Below are 21,490 nucleotides of genomic sequence, written 5' to 3' on the forward strand. Positions count from 1 at the left end.
TCCAATTCCTTTTCGCGTGGTCGATGTCTCAGTCAGTGGCTGTCACGCTGGGTATTGTTGCCCCAACGCCCTCGACGGATGTCATGGCCAGCGATCTGCAACCCAACGCCTACAGCGAGTTTCGGCGTGGTTGTGACGATGATGAATTGTAGGAGCCGGCTTGCTGGCGATGAGGCCCTAAAATCCTGCCCCGCCCTCAAGGCCGCCATCGCCGGCAAGCCAGCTCCTACAAGGGAACTGCGGTGCGCACAGCATGCATGCCCGACGCCGATCCCCTGTAGGAGCCGGCTTGCTGGCGATAGCCTTTTCAGCCCCGCCACATCCTCATTCGCCGAGATGTGAACCGCCGCGCATCCGTCTTATAAATGAAACACCGCCCTCGGCTATACTGCGCAGCATTTGAAATGGCCCCGAGGACTGACTGTGAAGAACTGGACGTTGCGCCAACGCATTTTGGCGAGCTTTGCGGTAATTATCGCCATCATGTTGCTGATGGTCGTCGTCTCGTATTCCCGGCTGTTGAAGATCGAGGCCAGCGAAGTCAGCGTTCGTGACGACGCGCTCCCCGGGGTGTATTACAGCTCGATGATTCGTGGCGCCTGGGTCGACAGCTATCTCCAGACCCAGGAAATGCTGGGCTTGAAGGAAGGGCAGGGCATCAGTGCCGAGGACGCCGCAGACTTCAAGAATTTTGAAGCGCGCGTGCAGGACGCGATGGATAGCTATCGCGCCACCGTCACCACGGATGAAGACAAGCTCGAATTCGCAGCCTTCGAAAAATACCATGAGAATTACGGCAAGATCCTGGCCGCAGTGCTCGACTTGCATAAGCGCAATCAGGAAGCCGAGGCCATCAAGTTGTTCAATGAACAACTGACCCCGACCTGGACGGCGGGGCGCATGAAGCTCAATGACATCCTGCGCGAAAACAAAGCCGTGGCGGATCAGGACATGGCCTACATTGATGATGCGGTGTTCACCGCGAAAGTCATCATGGGCATTTCCCTGCTGGTGGCGGTATTGGCCGCCGGTCTCTGCGGCCTGCTGCTGATGCGCGCGATCATGGCGCCCATGAACCGCATCGTGCAGATCCTCGAAGTCATGCGTACCGGCGACCTCAGCGGCCGCTTGAACCTGGAGCGCAAGGACGAATTCGGCGCTGTGGAAACCGGCTTCAACGACATGATGGCCGAACTCACTTCGTTGGTGTCTCAGGCGCAGCGCTCGTCGGTGCAGGTCACCACGTCCGTGACCGAAATCGCCGCCACCTCCAAACAGCAGCAAGCCACCGCTACGGAAACCGCCGCCACCACCACCGAAATCGGTGCCACTTCCCGTGAAATCGCCGCCACCTCGCGTGACCTGGTGCGGACCATGACCGAAGTCTCCACCGCTGCCGATCAGGCCTCGGTGGCTGCCGGTTCCGGGCAGCAAGGGCTGGCGCGAATGGAAGAGACCATGCACTCGGTGATGGGCGCCGCGGATCTGGTCAACGCCAAACTGGCGATCCTCAACGAGAAGGCCGGCAACATCAATCAAGTAGTGGTGACCATCGTCAAAGTCGCGGACCAGACCAACCTGCTGTCGCTGAACGCTGCCATTGAAGCCGAGAAGGCTGGTGAATACGGTCGTGGATTTGCTGTGGTTGCCACCGAAGTGCGGCGCCTGGCGGACCAGACCGCCGTGGCCACGTACGACATTGAGCAGATGGTGCGCGAGATCCAGTCGGCGGTGTCGGCCGGGGTCATGGGCATGGACAAGTTCTCTGAAGAAGTGCGTCGCGGCATGTCCGAGGTGCAGCAGGTCGGCGAGCAGCTGTCGCAGATCATCCATCAGGTTCAGGCGCTGGCGCCGCGGGTGTTGATGGTCAACGAAGGCATGCAGGCCCAGGCCACCGGCGCCGAGCAGATCAACCATGCACTGGTGCAGTTGGGCGATGCCAGCAGCCAGACCGTCGAGTCCTTGCGTCAGGCCAGTTTTGCCATCGACGAACTGAGCCAGGTGGCCGTCGGGCTGCGCGGCGGCGTTTCGCGATTCAAAGTCTGATGAGCGAACTCACGGCCAAACGCACCGCCGTGAAGCCGGCGATGCATGCATTGTTTCTGGTGTTTCGCATCGGCAGCGAGCGCTATGCCTTGCAAGCGATCGAAGTGGCGGAAGTGCTGCCGCGCCTGCCGTTGAAGCCGATACCCCGCGCGCCGGACTGGGTCGCCGGGGTGTTCGCCTATCGCGGCGCGGTAGTGCCGGTAATCGACCTCAGTGCGCTGACCTTTGGCGAACCGGCCCAGGCGCGTACCAGCACGCGCCTGGTGCTGGTCAATTACCGTGCGGATGAAACCGCCGAGGCGCAATTGCTCGGGCTGATCCTGGAGCAGGCCACCGACACGCTGCGCTGCAACCCGGCGGACTTTCAGCCGTACGGCCTGGATAATCGCCAGGCGCCGTACCTCGGACCGGTGCGTGAAGACGCGCAAGGTTTGCTGCAATGGGTGCGCGTCGCCGATCTGCTGGACGAGCAAGTTCGGGCGCTGCTGTTTCCATCACCCCCGCTGGACCTGGCGCAGCTTGAGGTGCAGCCATGAGCAGCGATCAGCGGTTTTTCGATTTTCTCAAGGAGCGCATCGGCCTCGACGTCACCTCGGTGGGCCCGGCGATCATCGAACGAGCGGTGCGCCAGCGCAGCACGGCGTCCAGCGCGCTGACGGCCGATGAGTATTGGCACACCTTGCAGGGCTCGCAGGATGAGCAGCAAGCGCTGATCGAAGCGGTGATCGTTCCCGAAACCTGGTTTTTCCGTTACCCGGAATCCTTCGCCGCCCTGGCGAAACTGGCGGCCAAGCGCCTGACCGATATCAACAACATGCGCGCATTGCGGATTCTCAGCCTGCCGTGTTCCACAGGTGAAGAACCCTATTCCATTGCCATGGCCTTGCTCGATGCCGGGTTCAAACCGCATCAGTTCAAAGTCGAAGGCATGGACGTCAGCCCGCTGTCTGTGGAAAAAGCCAGGCGCGCGCAGTACGGCAAGAATTCGTTTCGCGGCCAGGACATCGCGTTTCGCGAGCGGCATTTCACCGCCGAGGACGAGTCCTATCGCCTCAGCGAGCGCGTGCTGGAACAGGTGCGTTTACAGGTCGGCAATCTGCTGGATCCGTCGTTGCTGGCCAACGAATCGCCTTATGACTTCGTGTTCTGCCGCAACCTGCTGATCTATTTCGATCAGCCGACGCAACAACAAGTGTTCGAAGTGCTCAAGCGCCTGACCCATGTCGAGGGTGTGCTGTTTATCGGCCCGGCCGAGGGCAGTTTGCTGGGGCGCTTGGGCATGCGTTCGATTGGTATTCCACAGTCATTTGCGTTCAGTCGCCAGAGCGCGCCAGAGCCCGAGCCTTTTGCGGCCTTCGTGCCGACGCCGTTGCCAGTGCGCCAACCGGTGCGCAACGTCACACCGGCGCCGGTACGCCTGCGGCCCTTCGCAACGGTGACGCCGCTGCCGGTGGCGACAAAAGCCGCCAGTCCCGACGCCGCTACGTTGCTGGCAAACATCGCCGCACTGGCCAATGAAGGCAAAAGCGCCGAAGCCCGCGCCGCGTGCGAAAGTTATTTGCGCAGCCATGAACCGGTAGCCCAGGTGTTTTACTGGCTGGGGCTGCTCAGCGATGTCGCCGGCAGCGCCCTCGAAGCCCAGGGCTTTTATCGCAAGGCGTTGTACCTCGAACCGCAACATCCCGACGCGTTGATGCACCTGGCGGCCTTGCTGCAATCCCAGGGCGACACGGCGGGCGCCAAACGATTGCAGGACCGCGCCGCCCGCAGCGAGCGCGCAAACAGTGAGCGCAAACGATGAATGCCGCCGACAGCTTTAGCCTCACCCATGAAGATGCCCAGGCCATCGACGATTGCTGGAACCGTATCGGTATCCACGGCGACAAGTCCTGCCCGCTGCTGATCGAACACATTCATTGCCGCAATTGCGCGGTGTACTCGGCGGCCGCTACGCGTTTGCTCGACCGTTATGCGTTGCAACAGGAAGACCGCGGGCAAGTCTCGGTCGCGGTCGAAAGCGAGGTGAAAACCCGCTCGCTGCTGATGTTCCGCCTCGGCGAAGAATGGTTAGGCCTGGCCACCCGCAGCCTGGTGGAAGTGGCGCCGCTGCAAGCGATTCATTCCCTGCCGCACCAGCGCTCCCGGGCCTTGCTCGGCGTGGCGAATGTGCGCGGCGCGTTGGTGGCGTGCCTGTCGTTGGTGGAACTGCTCGGACTCGACGGCGTGAGCAGCGTGACGCCTGGTGCGCGCGTGATGCCGCGCATGTTGATCATCGCGGCCCACGGCGGGCCGGTAGTGGTGCCAGTGGACGAAGTCGACGGGATCCATGCCATCGACGAGCGCCTCCTTGAGGCCGCATCGCGTTCCGGTGCGCAAGCCAGCGCCAAATACACCCGTGGCGTATTGCAATTCAAAGGTCGCAGCCTGCGTTGGCTGGATGAAGAACAGCTGCTGTCCGCCGTGACCCGGAGCCTCACATGACCCCCGAGCAAATGCGCGACGCCTCTTTGCTGGAACTGTTCAGCCTCGAAGCCGAGGCCCAGACCCTGGTGTTGAGCACGGGGCTGTTGGCGCTTGAACGCGATCCGACCCAGGCCGATTACCTCGAATCGTGCATGCGCGCCGCGCACTCGCTCAAGGGCGCGGCGCGGATCGTCGGCGTCGATGCCGGCGTCAGCGTTGCCCATGTGATGGAAGATTACCTGGTCAGCGCCCAGGAAGGCCGGTTGTATCTGCGGCCCGAGCACATTGATGCCTTGCTGCAGGGCACCGATTTGCTGATGCGCATCGCGACGCCGAACAACGCACCGGCGCCTGCGGATATCGAAGCTTATGTCGTCTTGATGGGACGGCTGCTTGTTCACATGGCGACGGTTGCCCCCATCGCGCCGCCGATGGCAGAACTTCAGCTGGAGCCGCCGACGGCCACGGTTGAGTCGCCCATGCCGGCCGCCACGCAAGCCCCCTCGGCAGCTGCCGCCGAGCCCTCGCCCAAGACCAAACGCACCACCGAAAGTGGCGAGCGCGTATTGCGCGTTACGGCCGAGCGCTTGAACAGCCTGCTCGACCTGTCGAGCAAATCCCTGGTGGAAACCCTGCGGCTCAAACCGCACCTGGCCACCATGCAACGCCTCAAGCGCATGCAGAACAACGGCCTGCGGGCGCTGGAAAACCTCAATGTCCATCTCAAGGATCAGACCTTGAGCCTGGAAGCCCGGGAAGCCCTCGACGATGCGCGTCGGTTGCTGGCGGAATCCCAGCAATTGCTGGTGGAAAAAAACGTCGAGCTGGACGAGTTCGCCTGGCAGGCCAGTCAACGTGCGCAAGTGCTCTATGACACCGCGTTGGCCTGTCGCATGCGGCCGTTTGCCGATGTGCTGAGCGGGCAAGTACGCATGGTCCGCGACCTGGGGCGCAGCCTCGGTAAACAGGTGCGGCTGGAGATCGAGGGCGAGAAAACCCAGGTCGATCGCGACGTCCTGGAAAAACTCGAAGCGCCGCTGACGCACTTGCTGCGCAACGCCGTCGACCACGGCATCGAATCCCCGGAGCAACGGCTGCTGGCCGGTAAACCGGAAGAAGGTTTGATCCGCCTGCGCGCCTCGCATCAGGCCGGTCTGCTGATGCTGGAACTGAGCGATGACGGCAACGGCGTCGACCTGGAAAAGGTCCGCCGCAGCATCATCGAACGTCAGTTGTCCCCGGCCGACACCGCCGCGCAGTTGAGCGAAGAGGAGTTGCTGACGTTCCTGTTCCTGCCGGGTTTCAGCCTGCGCGACGCGGTCACTGAAGTGTCCGGACGTGGCGTCGGCCTCGACGCGGTTCAGCACATGGTCCGCCAGTTGCGCGGCGCGGTGGTGCTGGAGCAGACGGCGGGCGAGGGCAGCCGCTTCCATCTCGAAGTGCCGCTGACCCTGTCGGTGGTGCGCAGCCTGGTGGTGGAGGTCGGCGAAGAGGCGTATGCGTTTCCGCTGGCCCACATTGAGCGCATGTGCGACCTGGAGCCGGCGGACATCGTGCAGGTCGAAGGCCGTCAGCATTTCTGGTACGAAGGCCGGCATGTCGGGTTGGTCGCGGCCAGCCAATTGCTTCAGCGTCCGGCGAGCACCAACAGTCAGCAAACCCTCAAGGTCGTGGTCATCCGCGAGCGCGATGCGATCTACGGCGTGGCGGTCGAGCGGTTTGTCGGCGAGCGCACGCTGGTGGTCTTGCCGCTGGACGAGCGTCTGGGCAAAGTGCAGGACATTTCCGCAGGCGCGCTGCTCGACGACGGTTCGGTGGTGCTGATCGTCGATGTCGAAGACATGTTGCGGTCGGTGGACAAACTGCTCAATACCGGGCGTCTGGAGCGGATTGCCCGTCACAGCAATCAGGCGGCCGAAGCCGCGCGCAAACGGGTTCTGGTGGTCGACGATTCGCTGACCGTCCGCGAGTTGCAACGCAAACTGTTGCTCAATCGCGGCTACGACGTGGCCGTGGCGGTGGACGGCATGGATGGCTGGAATGCCCTGCGTTCCGAGGATTTCGATCTGCTGATCACCGACATCGATATGCCGCGCATGGACGGTATCGAACTGGTGTCATTGTTGCGCCGGGACAACCGCCTGCAATCGCTGCCGGTGATGGTGGTGTCCTACAAGGATCGCGAAGAAGACCGTCGTCGTGGACTGGACGCCGGGGCCGACTATTATCTAGCCAAAGCCAGTTTTCACGACGACGCCCTGCTTGATGCAGTGGTTGAGCTCATAGGAGGAGCGCGGGCATGAAAATCGCAATCGTCAACGACATGCCCATGGCGGTGGAGGCCCTGCGTCGCGCCTTAGCGTTTGAGCCGGAGCATCAAGTGATCTGGGTCGCCAGCAACGGCGCCGAGGCCGTGCAGCGTTGCGTGGAAAACACCCCGGACCTGATCCTGATGGACCTGATCATGCCGGTGATGGATGGCGTCGAGGCGACGCGGCGAATCATGGCCGAGACGCCGTGTGCCATCGTGATCGTCACGGTTGACCGCCAGCAGAACGTGCACCGGGTGTTCGAGGCCATGGGCCACGGCGCTCTGGATGTGGTCGATACGCCGGCAATCGGTGCCGGCAATGCCCAGGAAGCAGCGGCGCCGTTACTGCGCAAAATCCTCAACATCGGTTGGATTATCGGCGACAAAGGCAATCGCGTGCGCCCCGCGCCGGGCCCGTTGCGCCACTCAGGTTCCCGGCAAAAACTGATCGCCATCGGTTCCTCCGCAGGTGGGCCGGCAGCCCTGGAAATACTGCTCAAGGGGCTGCCGATAAATTTTTCCGCCGCCATTGTGCTGGTGCAGCATGTTGACCAGGTGTTCGCCGCCGGCATGGCCGAGTGGCTCAGCGGCGCCAGCGGCCTGAATGTGCGCCTGGCCCAGGAAGGCGAGCCACCGCAGGCGGGTACCGTGCTGCTGGCCGGCACCAACCACCATATTCGTTTATTGAAAAACGGCACGCTGGCGTACACCGCCGAGCCGGTCAACGAGATCTATCGGCCCTCGATCGATGTGTTTTTCGAGAGCGTGGCCAGTTACTGGAATGGCGATGCCGTAGGGGTTTTATTGACCGGCATGGGACGCGATGGCGCGCAGGGGCTTAAACTCATGCGCCAACAGGGTTACCTGACCATCGCTCAGGACCAACAAAGCAGCGCGGTGTATGGCATGCCGAAAGCGGCAGCGGCCATCGACGCCGCTGTAGAAATTCGCCCGCTGGAAAAGATAGCGCCACGATTGCTGGAGATTTTTGCCAAATGACTATGCTCAGCAGCAATCCTGGCCCAGGCAGTACTCAGGTGACCGCACATGAATGACTTACAGCTCGACGGCTTCAAAACCGACGAAAACGCCGCCATGGTGTTGTTGGTGGACGATCAGGCCATGATCGGCGAAGCGGTGCGCCGCGGGTTGTCGAATGAAGAAAACATCGACTTCCACTTCTGCGCCGACCCGCATCAGGCGATTGCGCAGGCGATCCGGATCAAGCCGACGGTGATCCTCCAGGACCTGGTCATGCCCGGTCTCGACGGCCTGAGCCTGGTGCGCGAATACCGCAATCACCCGGCCACCAAGGACATTCCGATCATCGTGCTGTCGACCAAGGAAGACCCGCTGATCAAAAGCGCGGCATTCGCGGCCGGGGCCAATGATTACCTGGTCAAACTGCCGGACAACATCGAGCTGGTGGCGCGCATCCGCTATCACTCGCGTTCCTACATGACCCTGCTGCAGCGTGACGCCGCGTACCGCGCGTTGCGGGTCAGCCAGCAGCAGTTGCTCGACACCAACCTGGTGCTGCAACGCCTGATGAACTCGGACGGCCTGACCGGTTTGTCGAACCGTCGTCACTTCGACGAGTACCTGGAACTGGAATGGCGACGTTCGTTGCGCGACCAGAGCCAATTGTCGTTGCTGATGATCGATGTGGACTACTTCAAGTCCTACAACGACAACTTTGGCCACCTCGAAGGCGACGAAGCCCTGCGCAAAGTCGCCACAGCCATCCGCGACGCCAGCGCCCGACCTTCTGACTTGCCGGCCCGTTATGGCGGCGAAGAATTCGCGCTGGTCCTGCCCAATACATCACCGGGCGGTGCGCGATTGGTCGCGGAAAAACTGCGCCAGACCGTGGCTGCACTGAAAATCCCGCACATTTCACCGAGCGAAGGCTCAAGCCTGACCATCAGCATCGGCCTGTCGACCATGACCCCGCAAGCGGGCGCCGATTGCCGTCAATTGATCTCGGCGGCGGACAAGGGGCTGTACCTGGCGAAGAACAATGGGCGCAATCAGGTGGGTATCGAGTAACAGGGCGACCTCATTTCCTGTAGGAGCCGGCTTGCTGGCGATAGCGTCCGTCCAGCCAATAAACAGGTGACCCACCGCTATCGCCAGCAAGCCGGCTCCTACAGGGGCACGTACGCTTTTGATTCCCACCACTCATCAGGCCGAGCGTTAGCTCGCCTTCCGCTTTTGATCTGAGCGCCCCCTCGAGAGGCCGAGCGCAGGTTCTGCGTAGTGGGCAACCCGGCATGGATGCCGGGTTAGCCGCCCCCGGCCATGGATGGCCGATGGCGGCGGGCCCACGGAGCAGGACCGGAGCGAGGGCATGCCGAGCCTAGGCGAGGCACCGAACGAAAGGGGCAAGAGCCCTTGGTTACTTGGGGCTCTTCCAAGTGACTCGCCGTAAGGGCGAAACTGATAGCCGCCGTTACCGCAGAAACGGATATGTACACCCGAGAGAAAATGGTCGGTTAACAGTCCGCCATCGCCAGCAAGCCGGCTCCTACAGTTGATCGGTGTACGGCCGCTCCGAAAACGCATCGGGCCTTTTCGGCCAAGCGGGCTGCCGTTTCCGGCCGTTTGCCGTTATACTCGCCGGCTTTCAAAAGTTCGCCAACGAGTGCTGCCCGCCATGGAAATCAACCCGATCCTTAACAGTATCAAGGACCTGTCCGAGCGCTCCGAAACTATTCGGGGGTATCTTTGACTACGATCAAAAGCATGAGCGTCTGACCGAAGTCAATCGCGAGCTTGAAGATCCGTCTGTCTGGAACAACCCGTCGTACGCTCAGGAACTGGGCCGCGAGCGGTCCATGTTGGCGCAGATCGTCGAAACCCTCGACGAAATGCACGCCGGCCTGGCCGACGCCAAAGACCTGCTGCTGATGTCCGCAGAAGAAGAAGACCAGGCCGCCGTCGATGACGTCGCCGCCGAAGTCGAACGCCTGCGCGAATCGCTGGAAAAACTCGAATTCCGTCGCATGTTCAGCGGTGAAATGGACGCCAACAACGCCTACCTGGACATCCAGGCCGGCTCCGGCGGCACCGAAGCCCAGGACTGGGCCAACATCCTGCTGCGCATGTACCTGCGCTGGGCTGACAAACGCGGTTTCGACGCGACCATCATGGAACTGTCGGCCGGTGAAGTCGCCGGTATCAAGGGCGCCACCGTGCACATCAAGGGCGAATACGCCTTCGGCTGGCTGCGTACCGAAATCGGCGTGCACCGCCTGGTGCGCAAGAGCCCGTTCGACTCCGGCAACCGTCGCCACACCTCGTTCTCGGCCGTGTTCGTGTCGCCGGAAATCGATGACAACATCGAAATCGACATCAACCCGTCGGACCTGCGCATCGACACCTACCGCTCCTCCGGTGCCGGTGGTCAGCACGTAAACACCACCGACTCGGCCGTACGTATCACCCACGTACCGTCCAACACCGTGGTCAGCTGCCAGAACGAACGCTCCCAGCACGCCAACAAAGACACCGCGATGAAAATGTTGCGGGCGCGCTTGTACGAGCAGGAAGTGCAGAAACGCAACGCCGCCTCGCAAGCCCTGGAAGACACCAAGTCGGACATCGGCTGGGGTCACCAGATTCGCTCCTACGTACTCGATGCGTCGCGAATCAAGGATTTGCGCACTAACATCGAACGCAGCGACTGCGACAAGGTGCTCGACGGCGACATCGACGAATACCTGGTAGCGAGCCTGAAACAAGGCCTGTAACGCCGCCCCCCCTGTAGGAGCCGGCTTGCCGGCGATCCCCGGCCCCACGCCGGGGACAACGAACCTGATGGAATATTTAAAGACATGAGCGACCTAGAACTCGACCCGCAAGCCCTGCAACAGGAAGAAAACTCCCTGATCGCCCTGCGCAAGGAAAAGCTGGCTGCCGAGCGCGCCAAGGGCAATGCCTTCCCGAACGACTTCCGCCGCGAAAACTACTGCGAAGACTTGCAGAAACAGTACGTGGACAAGACCAAGGAAGAGCTCGCAGAGGCTGCAATCCCGGTCAAGGTTGCCGGTCGCATCATGCTCAACCGTGGCTCGTTCATGGTGATCCAGGACATGACCGGTCGCATCCAGGTCTACGTCAACCGCAAGACCCTGTCCGAAGAAACCCTGGCCGCGGTGAAAACCTGGGACATGGGCGACATCATTGCCGCCGAAGGCACCCTGGCCCGTTCCGGCAAGGGCGACCTGTACGTTGAAATGACCAGCGTGCGCCTGCTGACCAAATCCCTGCGCCCGCTGCCGGACAAGCACCACGGCCTGACCGACACCGAACAGCGCTATCGTCAGCGTTACGTTGACCTGATCGTCAACGAAGACGTGCGCCAGACCTTCCGCGTGCGTTCGCAAGTCATCGCCCACATCCGCAGCTTCCTGATGCAACGTGACTTCCTGGAAGTGGAAACGCCGATGCTGCAAACCATTCCGGGCGGCGCAGCGGCCAAGCCGTTCGAAACGCACCACAATGCGCTGGACATGGAAATGTTCCTGCGTATCGCGCCTGAGCTGTACCTCAAGCGTCTGGTGGTTGGCGGTTTCGAGAAAGTGTTCGAGATCAACCGCAACTTCCGTAACGAAGGCGTTTCGACTCGTCACAACCCTGAATTCACCATGTTGGAGTTCTACCAGGCTTACGCCGACTACGAAGACAACATGGACCTGACCGAAGAACTGTTCCGCGAGCTGGCGCAGCTGGTTCTGGGCAGCACCGACGTGCCTTACGGCGACAAGGTGTTCCACTTCGGCGAACCGTTCGTGCGCCTGTCGGTGTTCGATTCGATCCTCAAGTACAACCCTGAGCTGACTGCCGATGATCTGAATGACATCGACAAGGCCCGCGCCATCGCCAAGAAAGCCGGCGCCAAGGTGCTGGGCTTCGAAGGCCTGGGCAAATTGCAGGTGATGATTTTCGAAGAGCTGGTCGAGCACAAGCTGGAGCAGCCGCACTTCATTACCCAGTACCCGTTCGAAGTGTCGCCGCTGGCCCGTCGCAACGACGACAACCCGAACGTTACCGACCGTTTCGAATTGTTCATCGGTGGCCGTGAAATCGCCAACGCCTACTCCGAGTTGAACGACGCGGAAGACCAGGCCGAGCGCTTCATGGCGCAGGTGGCCGACAAGGACGCCGGCGACGACGAAGCCATGCACTACGACGCCGACTTCGTTCGCGCGCTGGAGTACGGCATGCCGCCAACGGCCGGTGAAGGCATCGGCATCGACCGTCTGGTGATGCTGCTGACCAACTCCCCGTCGATCCGCGACGTGATCCTGTTCCCGCACATGCGGCCGCAAGCGTAAATGTTTCAATTAAAAAGCCGCCTATAACAGGCGGCTTTTTATTGCCTGTCTGGTACAAACGTATCAATTGGTTACTTTTGAAATGAGAGAGGAATTCCTGTCGTGAACCGTGCAATGGCTCAAGAAGGTGCAGCGGGTATCGCCACTGCGGTCGCTGAAAGTGTTCAGTACCAGGGCCGCAAGGCCAGCCGTCAGGGCAGCGAGCAGCGTCGACAGGACATTCTCGATGCGGCCATGCGCATTGTCGTGCGCGATGGCGTGCGGGCCGTGCGTCACCGTGCGGTTGCTGCAGAAGCGGGTGTGCCACTGTCGGCCACCACTTACTATTTCAAGGACATCGATGACTTGCTCACCGATACCTTTGCCCAATACGTGGAGCGCAGCGCGGCGTTCATGGCCAAGTTGTGGGTGAACAATGAAGGGCTGCTGCGCGAGATGGTCGTCAGCGGCGACGGCAGCCCCGAGTCGCGCTCGCAACTGGCGGACGACATCGCACGGTTGATGGCGGACTATGTTCACCGGCAACTGATCAACCGTCGCGAACACCTGATGGCCGAACAGGCGTTCCGTCAGGAAGCGCTGCTGAACCCCCGCCTGGCGGAGCTGGTGCGCTCGCACCAGCAGATTCTCCTGCAGGGTACGTGTCAGCTTTTCCAGGTTTTGGGTTCCCGTGAGCCACACCAGGATGCCAAAGTGTTGACGGCGATTATCGGACGGATGGAATATCAGGGGCTGCTCAACGACGCCGAGCCTGACGCCGAAGCTGAAATGCTCGGTATCCTGACCCGCTACATGCATTTGGTATTGGCGTCGGTGTGATCCTGCGATGAACCTGTAGGAGCGAGGCTTGCCCGCGAAGGCGATTTAACATTCAACAGATGATGTGTTGACTGACACATCGCCTTCGCGGGCAAGCCACGCTCCTACAGGGACAGTGAGCATTCGGGGACTGTGTTCATAGGGAGTATTGAATGAAAGCCTGGCGCGTCGTTGTGATCGCCTTGTCGATCCTGCTGCTCAGTGGCTGTCTGGTGACCTTCAGGGAGCCATTGCCCACGAGCGACCCCGCGCCCAAAGGATTACTCGGCAAATGGACCAGCACCAATGCCTGGGGCGAGCCGCTGAACCTGGAGCTGACGCGCATCGGCGACAATCGCTATCAGGCGGTCAGCTACTTCAAGGCCAAACCCAAGGAACGCGAAGCCTATCCCTTCACCGTCTCGCGCCATGGCAACCGCTGGTACCTGTCGGCAAAAGTCCCGGCACAGTTCGGCGGGCATTTCACCATTGCCGGTTTCGAACTCACCGACAAGCATGAACTGGTGGTCTACAACCTCGACCTCGAACAGATCAACCAGGCCCTGGGGCAAAAAGTCCTCAGCGGCGAAGGTTTCCAGACCGACGACGGCGACGGCGTGCTGATCAACACACGCATGGACCAAGTCTTCGCTTACCTCGACGATCCGGCCAATTCCGATGTCTTCGTCGAAGCCGTGCGCTATCAGCGCCTGGCCAAAGCCAAATAAACCCAGCACATAACGGTTTTTCTACAGGAGTTTCGGGTGGACGATTACCAGCAGACGATACGCATGTTGTCCGATCGCATTGTGCTGGCGCAGACGCCGATTCGCGTCCTGGATGCAGTGAAGTGGGACGACAGCATCCGCAAGGGTTTCCTCAAGGCCAAGGGCAAGGAAATGCCGGCGGTGGACCGTGATTACTACCTGAACCGGCCGCTGTCCTTCGACTCCAGCAAAGTGAAGCTGGAGTTCCAGAACATCGAGCGTGACATCACCCGTCAGCTTGGCCAGTTCAACCCGGTCGGCCAGATCATGCGGCGCATGTGCAAGGAATACCGGATGGTGGTGCGCATGCTTGAAGCGCGCGGCACCGAGGATTTCGGCCTGATTTCCCAAGAGTTGTATGGCGCGGCATCCGATGCGTTTCACGCCGGTGATCCGACCCTGTCCGACCTCGGCCTGATGCTCTCCGATTATCTGAACAACATCGATGGTCGTGGTGACCTGAAGGACGAGCCGAAAATCCTCACCGCCAAGGACGCCGTGCATTTGTTGCAAACCCGGCTGAGCAAAGTGTTTGGCGAGGCCGAGGAAACCATCCGGGTGTTCGAGTCCGACGGCATCGTCGCCGATGCGGCGGCCGGCGCCGACTACATCAAGATCCGCACCGACGCGATGTTCAACGAGCGTGACGTGCGTGCGCTGGAAGTCCACGAAGGGCTGGTGCATGTCGGCACTACGCTCAACGGTCTGAACCAGCCGATCTGCACTTTCCTGTCCAAGGGGCCGCCCTCGTCGACGGTGACCCAGGAAGGGCTGGCGATCCTGATGGAAATCATCACCTTCGCCTCTTATCCGAGCCGCCTGCGCAAACTGACCAACCGCACCCGCGCCATCCACATGGTGGAGGAGGGCGCGGACTTCCTGCAGATCTTCGAGTTCTTCCGCGAGCAGGGCTTTGAAATGGCGGAAAGCTACGGCAACGCCAGTCGGGTTTTCCGTGGTTCGGTGCCGAACGGTCTGCCATTTACCAAAGACTTGTCCTACCTCAAGGGCTTTATCATGGTTTACAACTACATTCAGTTGGCCGTGCGTAAAGGCAAGCTTGAGCAAGTGCCGCTGCTGTTTTGCGGCAAGACTACGCTGGAAGACATGCGCACCTTGCGCCAGTTGGTGGACGAAGGCCTGGTGGTACCGCCGAAGTATCTGCCGGAGCAGTTCCGTGACATGAACGCGCTGTCGGCGTGGATGTGCTTCTCCAACTTCCTGAACCACCTGAGCCTGGACCGGATCGAAGCGGATTACTCCAACATCCTCTAATCACCGCATACCTTGTAGGAGCGAGGCTTGCCCGCGAAGGCGTTGTGTCAGTCAACATGCCTGTTGAATGTTATACCGCCTTCGCGGGCAAGCCTCGCTCCTACAGGACTTGCTATCAATCCTAAAAGCGAGGTTTCAACGGATGAGAATCCTCGGCATCCTCTTCCTGCTTCTAACCCTCGGCGGGTGCAGCTCTTTGCTGTTCTACCCCGAGCCCGGACAGCTGTTCACCCCGGAAAAAGCCAAACTCGAATACCGCGACGTCACCCTCACCACGGCCGATGGCCTCAAGCTGCATGGCTGGTGGCTGCCGGTGAAAAAAGGCGTCGAAGTCAAAGGCACGGTGCTGCACCTGCACGGCAACGGCGGCAATCTGCCGATGCATCTGGGCGGCAGCTGGTGGTTGCCGGAGGAAGGCTATCAAGTACTGCTGATCGATTATCGCGGTTACGGTTTGTCCGAAGGCGAACCGAGTTTGCCGGCGATTTATCAGGACATCGACGCGGCGTTCAAATGGCTCGACCAGGCGCCGGAGGTCAAAGGCAAACCGTTGATCCTGCTCGGGCAAAGTCTGGGCGGCTCAATGGCCGTGCATTACCTGGTTCAGCATCCCGAACGCCAGAAACAACTCAAGGCCTTCGTCCTCGATGGCGTGCCCGCCAGTTATCGCAGCATCGGCCAATTCGCCCTGAGCAATTCCTGGCTGACGTGGGCGTTCCAGGTGCCGCTGTCGTGGCTGGTGCCGGACGGTGACAGTGCGATCCACTCGATGACGCAGCTCAACGGCGTGCCGAAACTGATCTATCACAGCATCGACGATCCGATCGTGCCCCTTTCCAACGGCATCCGTCTGTATCAAGCTGCGCCGCCGCCGCGAGTGCTGCAACTGACCCGTGGCGGTCATGTGCAGACGTTCGCCGACCCGGTCTGGCGCAAGGTCATGCTGCGATACCTCGATGACCCGCAGCATTTCAACGGCCTGCGCCGCTTGGGTGAAATTCCCAACTACCCGGCACCCCCGAATTCAGAAGATGAACCACCAGAGAGTCCGCAATGAGTGAAGAACGTAACGCCATCCCGCTGATCATCACCGGTATCTGCAGCATCCTCGGCACCGTCGGGGCCCTGTGGTACTACGGTTACCTGCACTTCGCCAAACCCGAAGATGCGCTGCTGCTCAGCGACTTCACCATGCTCAAGACCGTGCCGGGCGAAGACTACAAAGTCTCCCTGGAACCGGCTCCACAAGTGGCCCAGTGCATCGATGGCGTGCTGGTGATGTTCGACACCGAACAGAAAGGCCTGACCGGCGTATTGGTCAACAACAAGAAAAAAGCCGTGCGCTGCATGGGCCAGGAAACCCCGCAAAAACTCGAGCAGTAACTGTAACGCGGTTAAATCACACAGACCGAGTTGCCTTCATCGCCAGCAAGCCGGCTCCTACAGGTTTGCGTTGATCCTGTAGGAGCCGGCTTGCTGGCGATGGACGCGACGCGGTGTTCTGCCAAACCGCGAAAACAAAAAGCCCCGCCTGATCAGATCAGGCGGGGCTTTTGCGTTACGGCATGAAGCTTAGTTGGCGCTCACCGCCGAACGTGGGATCACCGGCTGGTTGTCGTTGGAAATGGTCACTTCTACACGGCGGTTCATGGCTCGACCCGAAGCGTCGCCGTTTTCAGCAACCGGGTATTCCTTGCCATAACCCTGGGCAACGATGCGCGCAGGATCAACGCCCATTTTCACCAGTGCCGTGCGCACGGAACCGGCGCGACGCTCGGACAGCGACTGGTTGTGCGACGCCGTGCCGGTGCTGTCGGTGTAGCCTTCGACGATCACCTTGCGGTCCGGGTTTTCCTGAAGGAACTGCGCCAGTTTGTTGATGTTCGCCAGGCCGCTGGACTTCAGGTCGGCACGGTCGGTTGCGAACAACACATCACCAAAGGTTACCAGCGTACCGCGATCGGTCTGCTTGGCGTTCAGGCTGTCCTGCAACTGCTTGATCTGCGCATCGCGAGCATCCAGACGTGCCTGGGCGCGCTGTGCGGCAGCGTTCTTCAGGTTGGCTTCAGCGGTGCGCAGGGCGATGGTTTGCTTCGCCACTTCAACACGCTGATTGGTCAAGTAGGCCAGTTGGTCGACTTCGTTCGCGTCTCGCTTGTCCAGATAAGCCTTGTCGGCCTTGTCCAGATAATCGCTGGCGTCCTTGGTTTCCAGCGCCGCGACTTTGCTCGCCTGCGGGTTGGCTTGCAGGCCGCTGTAGTTGGTGCGGGCCTGTTCAAGGTTCGCATTAGGCGGCGTGGAGCAGGCAGCCAGTGCAACGCTTGCGGCCAGTAGGGCAGGGATCATCAATTGATTGCGCATGTGGGTATCGTCCTTTTAAGTCGAGTAAGAAGTACGTCGTGGCGGCGCTTATTGCACGGTGCGCCGGCTTTCCTGACGCAGTTCCTGAACCCCTATCCGAGAGTCCTTCACCGCCTGTTCGGCTTTGATCGCCTGGGCTTTGCGTTCGGCGACGCGCGCGTCCCACTCGGCCTGTTCGGCGAGCACGCGGGCTTCGTCGTACTTTTTGTCGTGCATCGCGATTTCGGCTTGTTTGAGTTTGTCCTGGGCGGACTTCATCTCAACCGCCGAGAATTCGGTGCCGCCCGCGCTGACGGCGCTGTTTACGGCCGATTGGGTCACGGCGTATTGCTCGGTCGGCGGGTTACCGGCGCAACCGGCCAGAACGAAGCTGCTGCCGATGGCCAGGGCGGCCAGTTTCAGGCTGCGCAGGGGGGTGGAAGCGGGCTTGGCAGTGTTGATCTTCATGGTCTTCAACTCCATTGGAATAACTCCTGAAAAACTGAACATCCATCCTGGGCAAGGAGCCGCAACCATCAATTTTCGAAGCGTTTTGAAACGGCCGTCCCAGGCGTGGTTACTGGTTACGACCCGAGGCATTTTTTAAAAGTTCAGAGAATATGGCCTGTCGCCCGAAAAAACTTTGACCGAACGGACAAGGCTCTAAATCGGGAACTTTGGCGATAGGAGGGGGTATTCCAAGGGCGGAAACACGCAATTGTTGAAGGGGACTGCAATCCAATGTGGGAGCGGGCTTGCTCGCGAAAGCGGTTTAACAGTCGACATTGAAGTTGACTGTCACACCGCCTTCGCGAGCAAGCCCGCTCCCACAGGGGATGTGGTGAATTCAGTGCTTCTGCTTGTCCTCACCAGACGACAAATCATGCAAATGCCGCCGGGACAACGCGAGAAAACGCGGGGTCGGGCCGATGTCTTCGTACAGCGGATCGCCTTCTTCGTCGGTGGCCACGATGGTCGAGCCTTTCACGTACGGGAAGCTCTTTTCCAGCTCTTCGAGCGCCGCGCCGATCAACTCGCCGAGCAGTTCTTCAGGGTGCCGCTTGGGGTACATCTCGATGATCGCCGCCAAGCGCGCGGCGGCCTCCACATCCAGATGAATCGAGTAGCCGGTGTCGGTCAGGCGACCCTTGGCGTTTTCTTCCCAATGATGGGCAAGCTCGCGGATTTTCATAAAAACCTCATGGCACGCCTGCTCATGGCAGGGCGGGTAAGTGTCCGGCCATGGCCGGCGAAAGCCGTTGTGCGGCTTACTCTTCAGACTAGCTTGCGTGCCCGGGGTTTAAAGTCCCTTCGTCGTGTGCTTGTAAGAAGCGCTTTACGGCGGCACTCTTGAACCACAAGGCACCCCGGATTTTTCGCTGGAGAACGGCTGATGACCGATATTGATGCACGCTTGCGCGAGGATGTTCACCTGTTGGGTGAGCTGTTGGGCAACACCATTCGTGAACAGTACGGGGACGATTTTCTCGACAAAATCGAGCAGATCCGCAAAGGCGCCAAGGCCGACCGTCGCGGTTCGATGGACGCCGAACTGAGCGCCAGCCTCAATCAACTGAGCGAAGACGAATTGCTGCCGGTGGCGCGGGCGTTCAACCAGTTCCTCAACCTGGCCAACATCGCCGAGCAATATCAACTGATCCATCGCCGCGAAGAATCCCAGCCCGCGCCGTTCGAGGCGCGCGTGTTGCCGGAGTTGCTAACGCGCCTGCTGGCCGAAGGTCATGCGGCCGAATCCCTGGCACGACAGTTGGGGCGCCTGGAAATCGAACTGGTGTTGACTGCGCACCCGACCGAAGTCGCGCGCCGCACGCTGATCCAGAAATACGACGCCATCGCCGCGCAACTTGCCGCTCAGGATCACCGCGACCTGACCAGCGCCGAGCGCGAGCAGATTCAATCGAAATTGCAGCGCCTGATCGCCGAAGCCTGGCACACCGAAGAAATCCGTCGCACCCGCCCGACACCGGTGGACGAAGCCAAATGGGGTTTCGCGGTGATCGAGCATTCGCTGTGGCAAGCGATCCCGAACTATTTGCGCAAGGCTGATAAGGCCCTGCATGACGCCACCGGCCTGCATTTGCCGCTGGAAGCCGCGCCGATTCGCTTTGCTTCGTGGATGGGCGGCGACCGTGATGGCAACCCCAACGTCACGGCTGCCGTGACCCGTGAGGTGTTGCTGCTGGCACGCTGGATGGCCGCCGATCTGTACGTGCGCGATGTCGATCACCTCGCCGCTGAACTGTCGATGCAACAGGCCAGCGACGCGCTGAAAGCCAAGGCCGGTGACAGCGCCGAACCCTATCGTGCCGTCCTTAAACAACTGCGTGAACGCCTGCGCGCCACTCGAAGCTGGGCCCACACATCCTTGACGACCGCCACGCCGGCCCCCGCGGATGTGCTGCAAAACAACCGCGATTTGCTCGACCCGCTGGAGCTCTGCTACCAGTCGCTGCATGAGTGCGGCATGGGCGTGATCGCTGATGGGCCGCTACTCGATTGCCTGCGTCGTGCGGTGACCTTCGGCTTGTTCCTGGTGCGCCTCGATGTGCGTCAGGACTCGTCCCGTCACACGGCGGCGATGACGGAAATCACCGATTACCTCGGCCTCGGTCGCTACGAAGACTGGAGCGAAGAGGAGCGCATCGCCTTCCTGATGCGCGAGTTGAACAACCGTCGGCCGTTGTTGCCAGCGTATTTCAAACCCTCCGCCGACACCGCTGAAGTGCTCGCCACGTGCCGGGAAATCGCCGCCGCGCCGGGCGCTTCGCTTGGTTCCTACGTGATCTCCATGGCCGGCGCCGCTTCCGACGTGTTGGCCGTGCAACTGCTGCTCAAAGAGTCTGGTGTTTTGCGGCCGATGCGCGTGGTGCCGCTGTTCGAAACCCTTGCCGACCTTGATAACGCCGGTCCGGTGATTGAAAAACTGTTGCTGCTGCCGGGTTATCGCGCGCGCCTGCAAGGGCCGCAGGAAGTGATGATCGGTTATTCCGACTCGGCCAAGGACGCCGGCACCACGGCGGCGGCCTGGGCGCAATATCGGGCTCAGGAACGTCTGGTCGACATCTGCCGCGAGCAGCAAGTGGAACTGCTGTTGTTCCACGGTCGCGGTGGCACCGTAGGGCGTGGTGGCGGTCCGGCGCACGCGGCGATTCTGTCGCAGCCGCCGGGGTCGGTGGCGGGGCGTTTCCGCACCACCGAGCAGGGGGAAATGATTCGTTTCAAATTCGGCCTGCCGGACATCGCCGAGCAAAATCTCAACCTGTACCTGGCGGCGGTGCTGGAGGCGACGTTGTTGCCACCGCCACCACCACAACCCGCCTGGCGCCATTTGATGGACGAATTGGCGGCAGACGGTGTCAGTGCTTACCGCGCCGTGGTGCGGGAAAATCCGCAATTCGTCGAGTATTTCCGCCAGTCCACCCCGGAGCAGGAGTTGGGGCGCCTGCCACTGGGCAGTCGCCCGGCCAAGCGCCGCGCCGGCGGGATCGAAAGCCTGCGGGCGATCCCGTGGATCTTCGGTTGGACCCAGACCCGCTTGATGTTGCCGGCCTGGCTCGGCTGGGAAGCCGCGTTAAGCAAGGCGCTGGCGCGCGGCGAAGGCGAGCTGCTGGGGCAAATGCGCGAGCAGTGGCCGTTCTTCCGCACGCGCATCGATATGCTGGAGATGGTCCTGGCCAAGGCCGACGCGGATATCGCCCGCTCCTACGATGAGCGGCTGGTCGAGCCGGATCTGCTGCCTTTGGGTGCGCACTTACGCGACCTATTGTCGCAGGCGTGTTCGATTGTTCTGGGGTTGACCGGTCAGTCGCAGCTACTGGCACATAGCCCAGCTACCCTCGAATTCATCCGCTTGCGCAACACCTACCTCGACCCGCTTCATCTATTGCAGGCCGAGTTGCTGGCACGTTCGCGCCTGCAGGAAGTGGCGCAGGGCAGCCCGGTAGAACAGGCGTTGCTGGTGTCTGTGGCGGGGATTGCCGCCGGTTTGCGAAATACCGGCTAAGGTTTTCGTCGTGGGTTCGGGCACTCGACGCGGGCGTCGAGTGCCGGTTTGCGCGGGGTTGGAAAGTGCTGCAAGGCGACACTTAATGATGGGGTTGCGACTTGGGGTACCCCGTCGCAAGGTCACG

The 21,490-nt window shown here is 61.0% G+C and carries 18 protein-coding genes; 15 read left to right on the forward strand and 3 right to left on the reverse strand.

Annotated features, from left to right (window positions below; genetic code table 11):
- Positions 1 to 423: 423 nt before the first annotated feature.
- The 14 genes from IB245_RS20260 to IB245_RS20325 all read left to right on the forward strand — a co-directional run bounded on the left by IB245_RS20260 (position 424) and on the right by IB245_RS20325 (position 16,382).
- Complete coding sequence (locus IB245_RS20260; RefSeq protein ID WP_192228473.1) at positions 424 to 2,046, forward strand: methyl-accepting chemotaxis protein; 1,623 nt, start codon at positions 424 to 426, stop codon at positions 2,044 to 2,046.
- Entirely contained in the window at positions 2,046 to 2,582 is a 537-nt protein-coding gene (locus IB245_RS20265) for a chemotaxis protein CheW (RefSeq protein WP_008029747.1), read from the forward strand. The genes IB245_RS20260 and IB245_RS20265 overlap by 1 nt, the downstream gene beginning before the upstream one ends.
- Positions 2,579 to 3,847, forward strand: coding sequence for a CheR family methyltransferase (locus IB245_RS20270; RefSeq protein WP_192228474.1), 1,269 nt, complete (start codon positions 2,579 to 2,581; stop codon positions 3,845 to 3,847). The genes IB245_RS20265 and IB245_RS20270 overlap by 4 nt, the downstream gene beginning before the upstream one ends.
- Complete coding sequence (locus tag IB245_RS20275) at positions 3,844 to 4,527, forward strand: chemotaxis protein CheW (protein WP_192228475.1); 684 nt, start codon at positions 3,844 to 3,846, stop codon at positions 4,525 to 4,527. The genes IB245_RS20270 and IB245_RS20275 overlap by 4 nt, the downstream gene beginning before the upstream one ends.
- Complete coding sequence (locus IB245_RS20280) at positions 4,524 to 6,812, forward strand: hybrid sensor histidine kinase/response regulator (protein ID WP_192228476.1); 2,289 nt, start codon at positions 4,524 to 4,526, stop codon at positions 6,810 to 6,812. Before IB245_RS20275 ends, IB245_RS20280 begins: the two co-directional genes overlap by 4 nt.
- Positions 6,809 to 7,819 (forward strand): chemotaxis response regulator protein-glutamate methylesterase, encoded by a 1,011-nt coding sequence (locus IB245_RS20285; RefSeq protein ID WP_192228477.1) that lies wholly within the window; start codon positions 6,809 to 6,811, stop codon positions 7,817 to 7,819. The genes IB245_RS20280 and IB245_RS20285 overlap by 4 nt, the downstream gene beginning before the upstream one ends.
- A 48-nt stretch (positions 7,820 to 7,867) precedes the next feature.
- Complete coding sequence (locus tag IB245_RS20290) at positions 7,868 to 8,869, forward strand: response regulator (protein WP_192228478.1); 1,002 nt, start codon at positions 7,868 to 7,870, stop codon at positions 8,867 to 8,869.
- Positions 8,870 to 9,476: 607 nt separating this feature from the next.
- Positions 9,477 to 10,572, forward strand: a protein-coding gene (gene prfB / locus IB245_RS20295; RefSeq protein WP_192228479.1) for a peptide chain release factor 2 whose coding sequence is annotated in 2 segments (ribosomal slippage) — positions 9,477 to 9,548 and positions 9,550 to 10,572 — 1,095 coding nt in all. Because the reading frame shifts where the segments join, the coding sequence is not laid out codon by codon here.
- Between the two features lie 84 nt (positions 10,573 to 10,656).
- Entirely contained in the window at positions 10,657 to 12,159 is a 1,503-nt protein-coding gene (lysS, locus tag IB245_RS20300; protein WP_008034198.1) for a lysine--tRNA ligase, read from the forward strand.
- Positions 12,160 to 12,261: 102 nt separating this feature from the next.
- Positions 12,262 to 12,978 carry a TetR/AcrR family transcriptional regulator gene (locus tag IB245_RS20305; RefSeq protein ID WP_008034197.1) on the forward strand — a complete coding sequence of 239 codons (717 nt, stop codon included), beginning with the start codon at positions 12,262 to 12,264 and terminating at the stop codon, positions 12,976 to 12,978.
- A 152-nt stretch (positions 12,979 to 13,130) separates the two neighbouring features.
- The gene (locus tag IB245_RS20310) at positions 13,131 to 13,685 is read left to right on the forward strand and encodes a hypothetical protein (RefSeq protein ID WP_008034193.1); all 555 of its coding nucleotides are present in this window, start codon (positions 13,131 to 13,133) and stop codon (positions 13,683 to 13,685) included.
- 63 nt (positions 13,686 to 13,748) lie between these two features.
- The gene (locus IB245_RS20315) at positions 13,749 to 14,999 is read left to right on the forward strand and encodes a flavohemoglobin expression-modulating QEGLA motif protein (RefSeq protein WP_177318173.1); all 1,251 of its coding nucleotides are present in this window, start codon (positions 13,749 to 13,751) and stop codon (positions 14,997 to 14,999) included.
- Positions 15,000 to 15,141: 142 nt separating this feature from the next.
- On the forward strand, positions 15,142 to 16,056 hold the full coding sequence (locus IB245_RS20320; RefSeq protein ID WP_192228480.1) for an alpha/beta hydrolase: 915 nt from the start codon (positions 15,142 to 15,144) through the stop codon (positions 16,054 to 16,056).
- The gene (locus IB245_RS20325) at positions 16,053 to 16,382 is read left to right on the forward strand and encodes a hypothetical protein (protein WP_008039335.1); all 330 of its coding nucleotides are present in this window, start codon (positions 16,053 to 16,055) and stop codon (positions 16,380 to 16,382) included. Before IB245_RS20320 ends, IB245_RS20325 begins: the two co-directional genes overlap by 4 nt.
- A gap of 189 nt (positions 16,383 to 16,571) precedes the next feature.
- On the opposite strand, the gene IB245_RS20330 is transcribed toward IB245_RS20325, so the two are convergent.
- The 3 genes from IB245_RS20330 to IB245_RS20340 form a co-directional block, all read right to left on the reverse strand.
- Positions 16,572 to 17,360, reverse strand: a complete 789-nt coding sequence (locus tag IB245_RS20330; RefSeq protein ID WP_008039336.1) for an OmpA family protein — start codon at positions 17,358 to 17,360, stop codon at positions 16,572 to 16,574.
- 48 nt (positions 17,361 to 17,408) lie between these two features.
- Positions 17,409 to 17,822, reverse strand: a complete 414-nt coding sequence (locus tag IB245_RS20335; RefSeq protein WP_192228481.1) for a DUF4398 domain-containing protein — start codon at positions 17,820 to 17,822, stop codon at positions 17,409 to 17,411.
- 364 nt (positions 17,823 to 18,186) lie between these two features.
- Positions 18,187 to 18,531 carry a hypothetical protein gene (locus IB245_RS20340; protein ID WP_008024664.1) on the reverse strand — a complete coding sequence of 115 codons (345 nt, stop codon included), beginning with the start codon at positions 18,529 to 18,531 and terminating at the stop codon, positions 18,187 to 18,189.
- A gap of 201 nt (positions 18,532 to 18,732) precedes the next feature.
- On the opposite strand from IB245_RS20340, the gene ppc reads away from it, so the two are divergent.
- Positions 18,733 to 21,363 carry a phosphoenolpyruvate carboxylase gene (gene ppc / locus IB245_RS20345; RefSeq protein ID WP_192228482.1) on the forward strand — a complete coding sequence of 877 codons (2,631 nt, stop codon included), beginning with the start codon at positions 18,733 to 18,735 and terminating at the stop codon, positions 21,361 to 21,363.
- Positions 21,364 to 21,490: the final 127 nt, after the last annotated feature.

The sequence above is a fragment of the Pseudomonas sp. PDM02 genome, from assembly GCF_014852285.1.
Classification (GTDB): Bacteria; Pseudomonadota; Gammaproteobacteria; order Pseudomonadales; family Pseudomonadaceae; genus Aquipseudomonas; species Aquipseudomonas migulae.